This window comes from Streptomyces sp. NPDC037100 (genome assembly GCF_055606225.1).
Window position 1 is genome coordinate 279,117 of record NZ_JBVJSX010000005.1, and the last position, 15,387, is coordinate 294,503.

The following is a 15,387-nucleotide window of genomic DNA, read 5'->3' on the forward strand; positions in this document are numbered from 1 at the left end:
CCACTGCACGAAGGGGAAGCCATGACAGCGACGACCGACGGAAGCACCGGGGCCCTGCCACCCCGCGCCGCCGCGGCCAGCGACACCGACACGCACACCCCCGGGGCGGCCGGGGTACCGGAAGCCGCCGCACGCGCCGCCCGGCGTGCCACCGGCTTCCTGCTCTCCCTGCAGGACGCCGAGGGCTGGTGGAAGGGCGACCTCGAGACCAACGTCACGATGGACGCCGAGGACCTGCTGCTCCGTCAGTTCCTGGGCATCCGCGACGAGAAGACCACGCAGGCCGCCGCCCTCTTCATCCGCGGCGAGCAGGGCGAGGACGGCACCTGGGCCACCTTCTACGGCGGACCGGGCGAACTGTCCGCCACCATCGAGGCGTACGTCGCCCTCCGCCTGGCCGGTGACGCGCCCGACGCCCCGCACATGGCGAAGGCCTCCGCCTGGATCCGCGCGCAGGGCGGCATCGCCGCCGCCCGGGTCTTCACCAGGATCTGGCTGGCCCTGTTCGGCTGGTGGAAGTGGGAGGACCTGCCCGAACTCCCGCCGGAGCTCGTCTTCTTCCCGAAGTGGGTGCCGCTCAACATCTACGACTTCGGCTGCTGGGCGCGACAGACCATCGTCCCGCTGACGATCGTCTCGGCGAAGCGGCCGGTACGCCCCGCACCCTTCCCGCTCGACGAGCTCCACACCGACCCGGACCGGCCGAACCCGCCCAAGCCCCTCGCTCCGGCGTTCAGTTGGGACGGCTTCTTCCAGCGGGCCGACAAGGGCCTGCACGCCCTGCGGAAGGTCGCCCCGCGCAGACTGCGCAGAGCCGCCATGAACAGCGCCGCCCGCTGGATCATCGAGCGGCAGGAGAACGACGGCTGCTGGGGCGGCATCCAGCCCCCGGCCGTGTACTCGATCATCGCCCTGCACCTGCTCGGCTACGACCTCGAACACCCCGTGATGCGTGAGGGGCTGGCGTCCCTGGACCGGTTCGCCGTGTGGCGCGAGGACGGGGCCAGGATGATCGAGGCCTGTCAGTCACCCGTGTGGGACACCTGCCTGGCCGCCATCGCCCTCGTCGACGCCGGACTTCCCTCCGACCACCCGCAGTTGGTGAAGGCGGCCGACTGGATGCTGGGCGAGGAGATCGTCCGGCCCGGTGACTGGTCCGTGAAGCGGCCCCGACTGCGGCCCGGCGGCTGGGCGTTCGAGTTCCACAACGACAACTACCCCGACATCGACGACACCGCCGAGGTGATCCTCGCACTGCGCCGGATCACCCACCACGACCCGGAGCGGCTGGACCGGGCCGTCGTGCGCGGCATGCGCTGGACGCTCGGCATGCAGTCGAAGAACGGGGCCTGGGCCGCGTTCGACGTCGACAACACCAGCCCCTTCCCGAACCGGCTGCCGTTCTGCGACTTCGGCGAGGTCATCGACCCGCCCTCCGCCGACGTCACCGCGCACGTCGTGGAGATGCTCGCGGTGGAGGGCCTCGCCCACGACCCGCGCACCCGGCGCGGCATCGAATGGCTGCTCGCCGAGCAGGAACCGGACGGCTCGTGGTTCGGGCGCTGGGGCGTCAACTACGTCTACGGCACCGGGTCCGTCGTGCCCGCACTGACCGCCGCCGGTATCCCCGCCGCGCACCCGGCGATCCGACGGGCCGTGGCCTGGCTGGAGTCCGTCCAGAACGACGACGGCGGCTGGGGCGAGGACCTGCGCTCCTACAAATACGTCAGGGAGTGGAGCGGCAAGGGCGCCTCGACCGCCTCGCAGACGGCATGGGCGCTGATGGCCCTGCTCGCGGCGGGGGAGCGCGACTCCAAGGCCGTCGAACGGGGCGTCGAGTGGCTCGCCGCCACGCAGCGGGAGGACGGCTCCTGGGACGAGCCGTACTTCACGGGGACGGGCTTCCCGTGGGACTTCTCGATCAACTACCACCTCTACCGGCAGGTCTTCCCGCTCACCGCGCTCGGTCGCTATCTGCACGGAGAGCCCTTCGCCGACGGACTCCCGGGGAGCGGTCAGGCCGAGGAACACCGAAGCAGCGGGGCCGGCACGCCGCTCGCCGAGGCCAAGGGGAGCTGATGAGCGCACAGCCCGCCCCGGTCCCGCTGCTGATCGCCTGCGCGCTCGGCATCGAGCAGTTCGCCCTGCGCGCGGGCGGCCGGGGCGGGGCCGGCGGCCCGGTCACGGTGCTGCGGACGGGTATGGGGCCGGCGGCCGCCGAGCGGGCCGTCACCCGCATGCTGGCCGACCCGGCGCTGCGCGACGCCGCCGTACTCGCCACCGGGTTCTGTGCGGGCCTCGCCCCCGGTATGCACCCCGGCGATCTGGTCGTCGCCGAGGAGACCCGCGACCCGCGCGGCACGACCGCCTGTGTCGGGACCGAGCTGCTGGTCGAAGAGCTGACGCGGACGCTGCCCGGGCGGACCGTGCACACCGGGCCGCTGACCGGCTCCGACCACGTCGTGCGTGGCCCCGAACGGTCCGCTCTGCGCGCGACGGGCGCGATCGCGGTCGACATGGAGTCCGCCGTCACGCTCCTGAGCGCCGTGCGCGCGGGGGAGCGCCCGGTTGCGGCCGTCCGGGTGGTCGTGGACGCTCCTGAACATGAACTCGTCCGGATCGGCACGGTGCGCGGTGGAATATCAGCTTTCCGTGTCCTTCGCTCCGTGCTTCCCGCTTTCTTCGAATGGCACCGTTCCTTGCTGCTCCCCAGGAGGTGAGCCAGATGGCCATGCCGCTCCGACAGTCCATCAAGGTCGCTACGTACTTGGCTGAACAGAAGATCCGCCGACGGGACAAGTTTCCGTTGATCGTCGAGCTCGAACCACTGTTCGCCTGCAATCTCAAATGCGAGGGATGCGGCAAGATCCAGCATCCGGCGGGGGTGCTCAAGCAGCGGATGCCGGTCGCCCAGGCCGTGGGGGCGGTCATGGAGTCCGGTGCCCCGATGGTGTCCATCGCCGGCGGCGAGCCGCTGATGCACCCGCAGATCGACGAGATCGTGCGTCAGCTGGTGGCCAAGCGGAAGTACGTCTTCCTCTGCACCAACGCCATGCTGCTGCGCAAGAAGATGGACCAGTTCACACCGTCGCCCTACTTCGCCTTCGCGGTGCACATCGACGGACTGCGCGAGCGACACGACGAGTCGGTGGCCAAGGAGGGCGTGTTCGACGAGGCCGTGGAGGCGATCAAGGAGGCCAAACGGCGCGGCTTCCGGGTCACCACCAACTCGACCTTCTTCAACACCGACACCCCGCAGACCATCATCGAGGTACTGAACTTCCTCAACGACGACCTCCAGGTCGACGAGATGATGATCTCGCCCGCCTACGCCTACGAGAAGGCCCCCGACCAGGAGCACTTCCTCGGCGTGGAGCAGACCCGGGAGCTGTTCAAGAAGGCCTTCGCGGGCGGCAACCGACGGCGCTGGCGGCTCAACCACTCGCCGCTCTTCCTGGACTTCCTGGAGGGCAAGGTCGACTTCCCCTGCACCGCGTGGGCCATCCCGAACTACTCGCTCTTCGGCTGGCAGCGCCCCTGCTACCTGATGAGCGACGGGTACGTGCCGACGTACCGGGAGCTGGTCGAGGACACCGACTGGGACAAGTACGGTCGCGGCAAGGACCCGCGCTGCGCCAACTGCATGGCGCACTGCGGCTACGAGCCCACCGCCGTCCTCGCCACCATGGGATCGCTGAAGGAGTCCCTGCGCGCCATGCGCGAGACGGTCTCCGGGAACCGGGAGTGATGTCATGACCGCTGTCCCGCTGGGTGTCCCCGAGGTGCCGGTCCGGCCGGTCGCGCAGCGGCGCGTCTCGCGCCGGATCCAGGTCGGTCCGGTGGCGGTCGGGGGCGGGGCCCCGGTGTCGGTGCAGTCGATGACGACGACCCGTACAGCGGACGTCGGTGCCACCTTGCAGCAGATCGCGGAACTCACGGCGTCCGGCTGCCAGATCGTCCGGGTCGCCTGCCCGACCCAGGACGACGCGGACGCCCTGGCGACCATCGCCCGCAAGTCGCAGATCCCGGTGATCGCGGACATCCACTTCCAGCCGAAGTACGTGTTCGCGGCCATCGAGGCCGGCTGTGCGGCGGTCCGCGTCAACCCGGGCAACATCAAGCAGTTCGACGACCGGATCAAGGAGATCGCCCAGGCGGCGAAGGACCACGGCACACCGGTCCGCATCGGCGTCAACGCCGGGTCGCTGGACCGGCGGCTGCTGCAGAAGTACGGCAGGGCGACCCCGGAGGCGCTCGTGGAGAGCGCACTGTGGGAGGCGTCCCTGTTCGAGGAGCACGGCTTCCGCGACATCAAGATCTCCGTCAAGCACAACGACCCGGTCGTCATGATCGAGGCTTACAAGCAGCTCGCCGCCCAGTGCGACTACCCGCTGCACCTGGGCGTCACGGAGGCCGGCCCGGCCTTCCAGGGCACGATCAAGTCGGCGGTGGCGTTCGGCGCGCTCCTCTCCCGGGGCATCGGCGACACGATCCGGGTGTCGCTGTCCGCGCCGCCGGCCGAGGAGGTCAAGGTCGGCATCCAGATCCTGCAGTCCCTCGGGCTCAAGGAGCGCCGGCTGGAGATCGTGTCGTGCCCGTCCTGCGGTCGCGCCCAGGTCGACGTCTACAAGCTCGCCGAGGAGGTCACGGCCGGGCTCGACGGCATGGAGGTGCCGCTGCGCGTCGCCGTCATGGGGTGTGTGGTCAACGGCCCCGGCGAGGCGCGGGAGGCCGATCTCGGCGTCGCCTCCGGCAACGGCAAGGGCCAGATCTTCGTCAAGGGCGAGGTCATCAAGACCGTGCCCGAGTCGAAGATCGTCGAGACGCTGATCGAAGAGGCGATGAAGATCGCCGAGCAGATGGAGCAGGACGGCGTCGGGTCGGGGGAGCCGGCCGTCACCGTGAGCTGAGCAGCACGGAATCCGAAGGGGGCCCGAGCGTGACGATTCTGGAGAACATCCGGGGACCACACGACCTGAAGGCGCTGTCCGAGGCGGAGCTGGGGGAACTGTCCAAAGAGATCCGGGAGTTCCTGGTGCACGCGGTCGCCAGGACCGGTGGCCATCTGGGACCCAACCTGGGCGTGGTGGAGCTGACCATCGCCCTGCACCGGGTCTTCGACTCACCGGCCGACCGCATCCTGTGGGACACCGGACATCAGAGCTACGTCCACAAGCTGCTGACCGGACGCCAGGACTTCTCCAAACTGCGCGGCAAGGGCGGCCTGTCCGGCTACCCCTCCCGCGAGGAGTCCGAGCACGACGTCATCGAGAACAGCCACGCCTCCACGGCGCTCGGCTGGGCCGACGGGCTCGCCAAGGCACGCCAGGTGCGGGGCGAGAAGGGCCATGTCGTCGCGGTCATCGGCGACGGGGCCCTCACCGGCGGCATGGCCTGGGAGGCGCTGAACAACATCGCGGCCGCCAAGGACCGCCCTCTGATCATCGTCGTCAACGACAACGAACGCTCCTACGCCCCCACCATCGGCGGCCTCGCCAACCACCTCGCCACACTGCGCACGACCGACGGTTACGAGCGGGTCCTGGCCTGGGGCAAGGACGTGCTCCAGGGCACGCCCCTGGTCGGCAACACCCTCTACGAGGCCCTGCACGGCGCGAAGAAGGGCTTCAAGGACGCGTTCGCCCCACAGGGCCTGTTCGAGGACCTGGGCCTGAAGTACCTGGGGCCGATCGACGGGCACGACACCGGGGCCGTGGAGTCCGCGCTGCGGCGCGCGAAGCGCTTCCACGGCCCGGTGCTGGTCCACTGCCTGACGGAGAAGGGCCGCGGCTACGAACCCGCCCTCGCCCACGAGGAGGACCACTTCCACACCGTCGGCGTGATGGACCCGCTGACCTGCGCACCGGTCTCCCCGGCGGGCGGCCCCTCCTGGACCTCCGTGTTCGGCGAGGAGATCGTCCGGATCGGCGAGGAGCGCGAGGACGTGGTGGCGATCACCGCCGCCATGCTGCACCCGGTCGGTCTCGGTGCCTTCGCCGAGCGGTTCCCGGACCGGGTGTGGGACGTCGGCATCGCCGAGCAGCACGCGGCCGTGTCCGCGGCGGGCCTGGCGACGGGCGGTCTGCACCCGGTCGTCGCCGTCTACGCCACCTTCCTCAACCGCGCCTTCGACCAGCTCCTGATGGACGTGGCCCTGCACCGCTGCGGGGTGACCTTCGTACTCGACCGGGCCGGGGTCACCGGCGTCGACGGCGCCTCCCACAACGGCATGTGGGACATGTCCGTCCTCCAGGTCGTGCCCGGGCTCAGGATCGCCGCGCCGCGCGACGCCGACCAGCTGCGCGCCCAGCTGCGCGAGGCCGTCGCCGTCGACGACGCGCCGACCCTCGTGCGCTTCCCGAAGGAGTCCGTCGGCCCGTCGATCCCGGCGGTCGACCGGGTGGGCGGACTGGACGTGCTGCACCGTTCCGCCGAGCCGCAGGCTCTCCTGGTGGCTGTCGGCGTGATGGCACCGGTCTGCCTCCAGGCCGCGGAGCTGCTCGAAGCGCGCGGCGTCGGCTGCACCGTCGTCGACCCCCGGTGGGTCAAGCCCGTGGACCCGGCGCTTGCGGGCCTCGCCGCCGACCACCGCCTGGTCGCCGTCGTCGAGGACAACAGCCGCGCGGCCGGCGTCGGTTCGGCCGTGGCGCTGGCCCTGGGCGACGCCGACGTCGACGTACCGGTACGGCGGTTCGGCATCCCCGAGCAGTTCCTCGCGCACGCCAAGCGCGGTGAGGTGCTCGCCGACATCGGTCTGACACCCGTCGAGATCGCCGGACGGATCGGCGCGAGCCTGGCCGTCAAGGAAGAGCTGTCCAAGGAGCCACAGGAATGACCACCGCCGAATCCGCGTCGGAGTCGTCGCAGGCCGGGGAGTTCGACCTCGGCAAGCTGCTGGCCGAGCGCGGAGCCGAGCGCTACGAGCTGCACACCCGGTACCTCAACCACCAGCTCCCGCGCATGCTGCACACCATCGGCTTCGACAAGGTCTACGAGCGCGCCGAGGGCGCCTACTTCTACGACGCGGACGGCAACGACCACCTGGACATGCTCGCCGGGTTCGGGGTGATGGGCCTCGGCCGCCACCACCCTGTGATCCGCAAGGCGCTGCACGACGTCCTGGACGCCTCTCTCGCCGATCTCACCCGGTTCGACTGCCAGCCACTGCCGGGCCTGCTGGCCGAGAAGCTGCTCGCGCACAGCCCGCACCTGGACCGGGTGTTCTTCGGCAACAGCGGTACCGAGGCCGTTGAAGGGGCCCTGAAGTTCGCCCGGTTCGTCACCGGCAGACCGCGGGTCCTGTACTGTGCGCACGCCTTCCACGGCCTGACCACCGGCTCCCTCTCCGTCAACGGCGAATCCGGCTTCCGCGACGGCTTCGCCCCGCTGCTGCCCGACACGGCCGTCCCGCTCGGCGACCTCGACGCGCTGGAGAAGGAGCTGAGGAAGGGCGACGTCGCCGCGCTGATCGTCGAGCCGATCCAGGGCAAGGGCGTGCTCACGGGCCCGCCCGGCTGGCTGCGGGCCGCCCAGGAGCTGCTGCACCGGCACAAGGCGCTGCTCATCGCCGACGAGGTGCAGACGGGCCTCGGCCGCACCGGTGACTTCTACGCCTACCAGCACGAGGACGGTGTGGAGCCCGACCTGGTCTGCGTGGCCAAGGCACTCTCCGGTGGCTATGTGCCCGTCGGCGCCACGATCGGCAAGGACTGGATCTTCAAGAAGGTCTACTCGTCTATGGACCGGGTGCTGGTCCACTCGGCGAGCTTCGGGTCCAACGCGCAGGCCATGGCGGCGGGCCTCGCGGTGCTGTCGGTGATGGAGAACGAGCAGATCGTCGCGAACGTCCGGGCCACCGGTGAGCAGCTCAGGTCCCGGCTCGCGGCGCTGACGGACCGGTACGAGATGCTCGCCGAGGTGCGCGGCCGGGGACTGATGATCGGCATCGAGTTCGGCCGGCCGCAGTCGCTGAAGCTGCGCAGCCGCTGGACCATGCTCCAGGCGGCGCGCAAGGGACTGTTCGCGCAGATGGTCGTCGTGCCGCTGCTGCAGAAGCACCGGATCCTCACCCAGGTCTCCGGCGACCACATGGAGGTGATCAAGCTGATCCCGCCGCTGATCATCGGCGAGCGCGAGGTGGACCGGTTCGTCGACGCCTTCACGGCCGTGATGGACGACGCGCACAACGGCGGGCTGGTGTGGGACTTCGGCAAGACGCTCGTGAAGCAGGCGGTGGCCAACCGCTGAACCGGGAGCTTTTGCCTGTGAGGCAATAAATTTGCCGCTGAGGCAAAGCTCCGGCTGAATGGAGGCATGAGCTCCTCCGAGACCGAGCGGCCCCCCGGGGCCGGCTCGCCGGCCGGCCAGGCGGCCGGTGCGCTGCCCGCCGTGGTGGCGCCCCAGCTGCGGGCACTGCGACGCCAGGCCTCCCTGACGCTGGAGGCCGCGGCCCGCGCCGCCGGGCTGTCGCCCGCCCACCTCTCCCGTCTGGAGACCGGGCAGCGCCAGCCTTCGCTGCCGATGCTGCTCGCCCTGGCCCGTATCTACGGTACGACCGTCTCCGAGCTGCTCGGCGAGACGGTCGCCGACCGGGACGCCGTCATCCGCGCGGCCGACATGGAACCCACCGCCGCGGGCGGCTGGACCTACTGGCAGGCCGGCGCCCCCGGCCGCGGGATGCAGGCCCTTCGCGTCCACGTCCCCCACGGCTCCCAGGGCGACATCGTGCGCGTCCACCCCGGCGAGGAGTGGCTCCACGTGCTGCGTGGCCGGCTGCGGCTGAACCTCGGGGACACCACGCACCGGCTGGCGGCCGGTGACAGCGCCCACTTCGACTCGCTCACCCCGCACCGGATCGCCGCCGAGGACCACGACGGCGTCGATCTGCTCTTCGTCCACACCCTGCTGCAGAGCCCCACGGCCGCCCTGTGCCTGGGCCCCACCCCCGGAGACGTGTCATGAGCAACATGGAGGAGAAGTTCCCCCGTGCCCTGTGGGTGAGGTTGTTCATCTACCTCATCGCCGGCCACATCTTCGCCGCCTTCGTGTACCTGCTGTTCGAGGTCGGGGCGAAGTAGTCTCCGCCCGCGCACCTCAGTCGAGGAGCCGCTCGCGCAGCCGTTCCCGGGTCTGCGCGGAGAGCTCCAGCCCCTTCTCCAGGTAGGTGTCGACGCCGCCCCACGTCTCCTCGATGGTGTCGAAGGCCGCCGACAGGTACTCGGCGCGCGCGTCGAAGAGGGGGCTGAGCAGCTCCATGACCTCGGGGGAGTAGGCCGAGGCGGCGGAGCTGGAGCGGTGGACCTTGTAACGGCGGTGCTTGGCGTTCGACTTCAGGTAGTCCTCGACGATCGCCTCGCGCTCGACGCCCACGGCGAGCAGCGTCACGGCGACGGACAGCCCCGCGCGGTCCTTGCCCGCCGCGCAGTGCATCAGCGCCGGGACACTGTCCTCGGCGAGCGCGTGCAGCACCCGGGAGTGCTCGTCGGTGCGGTGCTTGATGATCGTGCGGTACGAGGCGATCATGCGGCCCGCGCCCTTGCCGTCCGAGAGGATCTCGCGCAGCTGGTCCAGCTCGCCGTCGCGGACCATCTTCCAGAACTCGGCGCCGTCGGCGGGGTCGCTCAGCGGCAGGTTCACATTGCGCACGCCGGGCAGTTCGACGTCCGGCCCCTCGAGCTTCTGGTCCGCCGCGTTGCGGAAGTCGAAGATGGTGTGCAGGCCCAGACCGGTCAGAAACGCGGCGTCCTCCCCGGTCGCGTGGGCGAGGTGGCCACTGCGGAACAGCACGCCCTGGCGCACCCGCCGCCCGTCCACGGTCGGAAGTCCGCCCACATCACGGAAGTTGCGCACTCCGGCCAGCTCGGGCTCGGTCGACGGGACCTGCTGTGTCACGAGGGCTCCTCCCCTTCGGCGCCGCCGGCGCGGCTCGTCGACGGGCGTCTCTCGACGATACGACATGCCTGCCTGGGGCAATGAGTTGTCCACAGGCGTTGCCCGCAAGCCCCACGGCCACCGATGATGTTGCCGCCTGGTCGGACCTGGTCGGGCTTGTTCGAATATGTGAGGGCGCGATGCTGGACATCTCCGAAGACGGTCGTACATGGGTGCTCTCCGGGCCGGCCAGCAGCTACGCCGCCCACGTCACCGACCGGGACGAGCTGCTGCACCTGCACTGGGGTCCCCGTATCGGCCTGGCCGACGCCGAGGCCCTCGCCGTCCGGCCGCTGCCGGACTTCTGGCCCTTCGAGTCCCCGCTCGACGGACGCGAGGAGTATCCGGTCGAAGGCGGCCCCCGCTTCGTCCGCCCCGCCCTGTCCGTACGCACGGCCGAGCGGCGCGGCACCGAGTGGGCCTACGAGGGGCACGACGCCGAGGACGGCGAGCTGCGGCTCCGGTTCCGCGACGGCGACCTGAACGTCACCCTGCATTACCGGATGCGCCCCTCCGCGGATGTCGTCGAGCGCTGGGTGACCCTGGACAACCAGGGGCCGGCCGTCGAGCTGCTGCGCGCCGACTCCGCCACCTGGACCCTGCCCGACCGCGACACCTGGCGGCTGTCCCAGCTGCACGGCCGCTGGGGCGCCGAATCCCGGCTGACCCGCTCCGGGCTCACCCATGGCGAGAAGGTCATCGGCAGCCGTCGCGGCCACACCTCCCACCAGCACCTGCCGTGGGTCGCCCTCGACACCGACGCCACCGAGGAGAGCGGCGAGGTCTACAGCTGCGCCCTTGGCTGGTCCGGCTCCTGGCGCATCGCCGTGGCCCAGCTCCCGGACGCGCGCGTGCAGATCACCGGCGGCGCCGGCTACGACGACTCCGGCCTGCTGACGCTCGGCACCGGGGAGTCGTACACGACCCCCGTCTTCGCCGGGCTCTTCAGCGACGGCGGGTTCGGCGGGGCGAGCCGCGCCTGGCACGCCTACCAGCGGGCGTTCGTGATCCCGGACGCCGACACGGACCGGCCGGTGCTGTTCAACTCCTGGGAGGCCACCGAGTTCGACATCTCCGAGGAGCAGCAGCGGGAGCTCGCCGGGCGGGCCGCCGCCATGGGTGTCGAGCTGTTCGTGGTCGACGACGGCTGGTTCGGGGCGCGCACCAGCGACCGGGCCGGCCTCGGCGACTGGACCCCGAACCTCGACCGCTTCCCGGGCGGGCTGAAGCCGCTCGCCGACCATGTGCACGGCCTCGGTATGCAGTTCGGGATCTGGGTCGAGCCCGAGATGGTCAACCCGGACAGTGACCTGTACCGCGCGCACCCCGACTGGGTGCAGTACCAACCGGGACGAAAGCGGACGGAGTTCCGCAATCAGCTGGTACTCAACCTCGCCCGCGACGACGTCCGTGAGTACCTGTGGGAGCAGCTCGACGGGCTCCTCTCCAGTGCGCCGATCGACTACGTGAAGTGGGACTTCAATCGTTGCTTCACCGACGCCGGCTGGCCGGACGACGCCTACCCGCAGCGGCTGTGGGTCGACCACGTGCACGGCCTGTACGCCCTGCTGGACCGGCTGCGGGCCGCCCACCCGGGGGTGGCCTTCGAGTCCTGCTCGGGCGGCGGCGGGCGGATCGACCTCGGTGTGCTGAGCCGGACGGACCAGGTGTGGACCTCCGACAACACCGACCCCCTCGACCGGCTCGCCATCCAGCACGGCTTCAGTCAGATCCATCCGGCCCGGGTCATGGCCGCCTGGGTCACCGACAGCCCGAACGCGATGCTCAACCACCGGGCCAGCTCGCTGCGGTTCCGGTTCGTCAGCGCCATGGCCGGGGTGCTCGGGGTCGGCGGCGACCTCACGAAGTGGACGCCGGAGGAGCTGGCCGAGGCGGCGCGGTGGGTGGGGCTCTACAAGGAGATCCGGACCGTGGTGCAGCGCGGCGACCAGTACCGGCTGCGGCCGCCGGAGGGCGGACTGAGCGCCGTGCAGTACGTCCTCGGCGAGGAGACCGTCGTCTTCGCCTGGCTCCAGGCGCAGCGTTACGGCGAGCCCGTTCCGACGCTGCGGCTACGCGGCCTCGACCCGACGAAGTCGTATGAATGCCTCGAAACGGGCGAAGTTCACCGAGGGGCCGTACTGCTTCATCACGGACTGCGGGTCGGTTTGCGCGGAGATCTGGATGCCGCCATCGTCCGTCTTAAGCGGAAGTAGCCATTCTGTCCGAATGGGGAATTTTAGCCGCTTAGGGATAACGTGCCCCGATCGCAAAGGAGATGAGGTCGGGGTGCGTGACCATCGTCATATTCGTGACGATGCGCTGTCGCCATGTTCACGTAATCCCCGCAATTCTCACGGCCATTGAGCAGAGCGGGAGATCGGTAATCCACGCTCGGTGACGGCACATGTGGCGACGCATCAAGAAAAACACCGTCACGGGCAACCGCAAGCTTGTCCTATTGCGTCGTGGTCGCTTACGTTCCACACCAATCCGGACGGACGCCTAATCCTGCCGCCGCCCGGAGTCCGCACACACTGACCCGACGTACGGCAGGAGCGGGGGACCCACAGGTAAGACGCCTGTTCCGGTTCCCGGAACGGCTTGGGGTTCAGCCGCGCCCCGGCGCGGCCGGGCATCTCCAGCCCGCACCCGACAGCTCACCTCGCAGGCGACGGAGAGGAATTCGCCATGCCCGCGAAGGGTAAGCACCGCCGCCCCAAGACTCAGCGTTTCACCCGCTCCATCGCCGTCGCCGGAACCGGTGGGGCCGCCCTCGCCCTGCCGCTCATGGGGGCCGCCGGCGCTCACGCCGCCACCCCGCAGTCGGCTCCGGAAAAGGCCGTCCAGTCCGCTCCGGCCGCCGGGAAGAAGGCCGCCGAAAAGGCCAGCGGCGTCCGCACGTACACCGTGCAGGCCGGCGACTACCTAGCGAAGATCGCCGACGAGCAGGACGTCAGCGGCGGCTGGAAGAAGCTCTACGCGGACAACCGTGACGCCGTCGGCTCCGACCCGTCGCTGATCCATCCGGGCCTGAAGCTGTCGATCGGCAAGAAGGCGGCGAGCGCCCCGAAGGCCTCGGCCCCGTCCACGCCGAAGACCTCGGCCCCGAAGCCGTCCGCCGCCGATTCGGCCCCGAAGGCGGAGGCCGCCGCGAAGCCGGCCGCCGCCGAGAGCAACGCCGGCGGCTTCACCCTCCCGGTGGCCGGTGCCACCGTCGGCACCCCGTACCACATGTCCGGCAGCATGTGGTCCAGCGGCTACCACACCGGTGTCGACTTCGTCGTCCCGACCGGCACCTCCCTCAAGGCCGTCGGCGCGGGCACGGTCGTCTCCGCCGGCTGGGGTGGCGCGTACGGCAACCAGGTCGTCATCAAGCTCGACGACGGCTACTACGCCCAGTACGCCCACCTGTCCCAGCTCTCCGTCTCGGCCGGCCAGACCGTGACCGCGGGGCAGCAGGTCGGCCTGTCGGGCGCGACCGGCAACGTGACCGGGCCGCACCTGCACTTCGAGATCCGCACCACGCCGGACTACGGCTCGGACGTGGACCCGGTCGCCTTCCTGCGCTCGCACGGCGTCTCCGTCGGCTGACCCACCGCACGACCACCTGCCTGACACGCGACCGAAGGCCGGACCCCCGATCCCCGGGTCCGGCCTTCGGTGTGTGCGCGTGCCGTCGCTCCCCCCAAGGGATCGACATGCGGCGGCAGTTGGGACAGAGTGATCACGACCGGAGTGCAAGCGCTTTCCGGAGCCTTCCCGGCGGATCCCGAGGAGTGGTGTCACCATGCCGACCACCCGCAGAGCGTTCGGAGCCCTGGCCGCCGGAGCCGCCCTGGCGGCTCTCGCCCCCACGGCCACCGCGCACGCCGCGTCCCCTCACCGCCGTCTCATCGCGCGGGACGACTTCTGCCACGGCCTCGGGCAGTGGGCGACCGAACTCCAGGACGGCGGCACCGTCACCGCCTCACGCGGCACGCTGGAGATCGACGTACCGAGCGGCGCGACCGTGTGGTTCAGGCGGCGGCTGGACGGGCCGTACATGCTCGAATACACCGCGACCCCCGTCTCCGAGGGCGGCGTCAACGACCGGGTCTCGGACCTCAACAACTTCTGGAACGCGACCGACGTCCGCTCCCCGGACGACCTCTTCGCGACACCGCGCGGCGGAGCCCTCGACGAGTACGACCACCTCACGACGTACTACGCGGGCTACGGCGCCAACTACAACACCACGACCCGGCTGCGCCGCTACGTCGGCGAACCCGGCGTCCGCCCCCTGGTCTTCGACTACACCGAGCCGCTGCTGGTGCCGGGCGAGCCCCACCGGGTGCGGATCGTGTCCGACGGCTCCACGGTCCGATGGTGGAACAACGGGCGGCTCGTCTTCGACTACACCGACCCGCAGCCCTACACCGGCGGTCATTTCGCCTTCCGGACCGTCTGGAGCCATTTCCGGATCAACGGATTCCGGGTCTGGCGACTCCCCCCGAAACATCCCTGACAAGCGGGGTATTCCGGATTTGGCGAACACTTTAGGAGTGGCTTATCTCACCGACCGTCAACCCTTTCCTACGGTCGCGTAGGTCACATTCGAAGGTGAATCATGAGCTGCTGTGGCAGACGATTCGAAGAGTGACAGCAAAGCAGTGATCGGGTCGTACGTGGCGGTGGGGGACAGCTTCACCGAGGGCGTCGGCGACCCCGGCCCCGACGGGGCGTTCGTCGGCTGGGCCGACCGGTTCGCCGTCCTGCTCGCCGACCGCAGGCCCGAGGGCGACTTCCAGTACACCAATCTCGCCGTACGCGGAAAGCTCCTCGACCAGATCGTGGCGGACCAGGTTCCGCGGGCCGTCGGCATGGCCCCGGACCTCGTCTCGTTCTGCGCCGGGGGCAACGACATCATCCGGCCCGGCACCGATCCGGACGAGGTGGCCGAGCGCTTCGAGCGGGCTCTGGTGCAACTCACCGCCGTGTCCGGCACGGTGATGGTGACGACCGGGTTCGACACCCGTGGTGTGCCCGTGCTCAGGCATCTGCGCGGCAAGATCGCCACGTACAACGGACACGTCCGGGCCATCGCCGACCGGTACGGCTGCCCGGTCCTGGACCTGTGGTCCCTGCGCAGCGTGCAGGACCGCCGGGCCTGGGACGCCGACCGGTTGCACCTGTCGCCCGAGGGGCACACACGCGTGGCGCTCCGTGCGGGCCAGGTGCTCGGCCTCGATGTGCCGGCCGACCCCGAGCAGGCGTGGCCTCCGCCGCCGCCGCGCGGCGCTCTCGACATGCGCCGTGACAACGTCGCCTGGGCACGCGAGTTCCTCGTGCCGTGGATCGGGCGCCGGCTGCGCGGGGAGTCCTCGGGCGACCATGTGACGGCCAAGGGGGCGCTGTCGCCGGACGACATCAGGACGCGGATCGCCGCGGTGGCGTGAACGCGGCTCCTGCACGTGC

At 70.4% G+C, this 15,387-nt stretch carries 13 protein-coding genes and 1 riboswitch; of the genes, 12 read left to right on the plus strand and 1 reads right to left on the minus strand.

The annotated features are described in order from the left end of the window. The first annotated feature begins 21 nt into the window (after positions 1–21). The 8 genes from shc (at position 22) to ACZ7EG_RS18765 (ending at position 9,077) form a co-directional block, all read left to right on the plus strand. Entirely contained in the window at positions 22–2,079 is a 2,058-nt protein-coding gene (gene shc / locus ACZ7EG_RS18730) for a squalene--hopene cyclase (protein ID WP_471079523.1), read from the plus strand. Beyond that, a complete protein-coding gene (locus tag ACZ7EG_RS18735; RefSeq protein WP_471079526.1) occupies positions 2,079–2,720 on the plus strand; it encodes a phosphorylase family protein in 642 nt (213 codons plus the stop codon). The genes shc and ACZ7EG_RS18735 overlap by 1 nt, the downstream gene beginning before the upstream one ends. Before the next feature lie 5 nt (positions 2,721–2,725). After that, the gene (gene hpnH / locus ACZ7EG_RS18740) at positions 2,726–3,748 is read left to right on the plus strand and encodes an adenosyl-hopene transferase HpnH (protein ID WP_471079530.1); all 1,023 of its coding nucleotides are present in this window, start codon (positions 2,726–2,728) and stop codon (positions 3,746–3,748) included. 4 nt (positions 3,749–3,752) lie between these two features. After that, positions 3,753–4,910: a flavodoxin-dependent (E)-4-hydroxy-3-methylbut-2-enyl-diphosphate synthase gene (gene ispG, locus ACZ7EG_RS18745; RefSeq protein WP_471079533.1), complete on the plus strand. Its 1,158-nt coding sequence runs from the start codon at positions 3,753–3,755 to the stop codon at positions 4,908–4,910. Positions 4,911–4,939: 29 nt separating this feature from the next. After that, positions 4,940–6,835, plus strand: a complete 1,896-nt coding sequence (gene dxs, locus ACZ7EG_RS18750; protein WP_471079536.1) for a 1-deoxy-D-xylulose-5-phosphate synthase — start codon at positions 4,940–4,942, stop codon at positions 6,833–6,835. After that, the gene (locus ACZ7EG_RS18755) at positions 6,832–8,247 is read left to right on the plus strand and encodes an aspartate aminotransferase family protein (protein WP_471079539.1); all 1,416 of its coding nucleotides are present in this window, start codon (positions 6,832–6,834) and stop codon (positions 8,245–8,247) included. The genes dxs and ACZ7EG_RS18755 overlap by 4 nt, the downstream gene beginning before the upstream one ends. 66 nt (positions 8,248–8,313) lie before the next feature. After that, positions 8,314–8,961 carry a helix-turn-helix domain-containing protein gene (locus ACZ7EG_RS18760; protein ID WP_471079542.1) on the plus strand — a complete coding sequence of 216 codons (648 nt, stop codon included), beginning with the start codon at positions 8,314–8,316 and terminating at the stop codon, positions 8,959–8,961. After that, positions 8,958–9,077, plus strand: a complete 120-nt coding sequence (locus tag ACZ7EG_RS18765) for a DUF6126 family protein (RefSeq protein WP_471079545.1) — start codon at positions 8,958–8,960, stop codon at positions 9,075–9,077. Before ACZ7EG_RS18760 ends, ACZ7EG_RS18765 begins: the two co-directional genes overlap by 4 nt. Positions 9,078–9,093: 16 nt before the next feature. Here ACZ7EG_RS18765 and ACZ7EG_RS18770 read toward each other — a convergent pair whose 3' ends face one another. Continuing rightward, the gene (locus ACZ7EG_RS18770; protein WP_471079548.1) at positions 9,094–9,891 is read right to left on the minus strand and encodes a tyrosine-protein phosphatase; all 798 of its coding nucleotides are present in this window, start codon (positions 9,889–9,891) and stop codon (positions 9,094–9,096) included. A 179-nt stretch (positions 9,892–10,070) separates the two neighbouring features. On the opposite strand from ACZ7EG_RS18770, the gene ACZ7EG_RS18775 reads away from it, so the two are divergent. The 4 genes from ACZ7EG_RS18775 (at position 10,071) to ACZ7EG_RS18790 (ending at position 15,368) form a co-directional block, all read left to right on the plus strand. Next, on the plus strand, positions 10,071–12,146 hold the full coding sequence (locus ACZ7EG_RS18775) for an alpha-galactosidase (RefSeq protein ID WP_471079551.1): 2,076 nt from the start codon (positions 10,071–10,073) through the stop codon (positions 12,144–12,146). Between the two features lie 309 nt (positions 12,147–12,455). Further along, positions 12,456–12,617: riboswitch (cyclic di-AMP (ydaO/yuaA leader) on the plus strand. Between the two features lie 4 nt (positions 12,618–12,621). Next, on the plus strand, positions 12,622–13,524 hold the full coding sequence (locus ACZ7EG_RS18780; RefSeq protein ID WP_471079554.1) for a M23 family metallopeptidase: 903 nt from the start codon (positions 12,622–12,624) through the stop codon (positions 13,522–13,524). A 196-nt stretch (positions 13,525–13,720) separates the two neighbouring features. Then, positions 13,721–14,437 (plus strand): DUF6250 domain-containing protein, encoded by a 717-nt coding sequence (locus tag ACZ7EG_RS18785; protein ID WP_471079557.1) that lies wholly within the window; start codon positions 13,721–13,723, stop codon positions 14,435–14,437. Positions 14,438–14,582: 145 nt separating this feature from the next. Next, positions 14,583–15,368 carry an SGNH/GDSL hydrolase family protein gene (locus tag ACZ7EG_RS18790; RefSeq protein ID WP_471080394.1) on the plus strand — a complete coding sequence of 262 codons (786 nt, stop codon included), beginning with the start codon at positions 14,583–14,585 and terminating at the stop codon, positions 15,366–15,368. The last annotated feature ends 19 nt before the right edge of the window (positions 15,369–15,387 follow it).

Coding starts and splice junctions, on each gene's coding strand:
- ACZ7EG_RS18780 (WP_471079554.1), top strand. CDS start 12,622: ATGCCCGCGAAGGGTAAGCACCGCCGCCCCAAGACTCAGCGTTTCACC.
- shc (WP_471079523.1), top strand. CDS start 22: ATGACAGCGACGACCGACGGAAGCACCGGGGCCCTGCCACCCCGCGCC.
- ACZ7EG_RS18755 (WP_471079539.1), top strand. CDS start 6,832: ATGACCACCGCCGAATCCGCGTCGGAGTCGTCGCAGGCCGGGGAGTTC.
- ACZ7EG_RS18785 (WP_471079557.1), top strand. CDS start 13,721: ATGCCGACCACCCGCAGAGCGTTCGGAGCCCTGGCCGCCGGAGCCGCC.
- hpnH (WP_471079530.1), top strand. CDS start 2,726: ATGGCCATGCCGCTCCGACAGTCCATCAAGGTCGCTACGTACTTGGCT.
- ACZ7EG_RS18765 (WP_471079545.1), top strand. CDS start 8,958: ATGAGCAACATGGAGGAGAAGTTCCCCCGTGCCCTGTGGGTGAGGTTG.
- ACZ7EG_RS18735 (WP_471079526.1), top strand. CDS start 2,079: ATGAGCGCACAGCCCGCCCCGGTCCCGCTGCTGATCGCCTGCGCGCTC.
- ispG (WP_471079533.1), top strand. CDS start 3,753: ATGACCGCTGTCCCGCTGGGTGTCCCCGAGGTGCCGGTCCGGCCGGTC.
- ACZ7EG_RS18760 (WP_471079542.1), top strand. CDS start 8,314: ATGAGCTCCTCCGAGACCGAGCGGCCCCCCGGGGCCGGCTCGCCGGCC.
- ACZ7EG_RS18775 (WP_471079551.1), top strand. CDS start 10,071: ATGCTGGACATCTCCGAAGACGGTCGTACATGGGTGCTCTCCGGGCCG.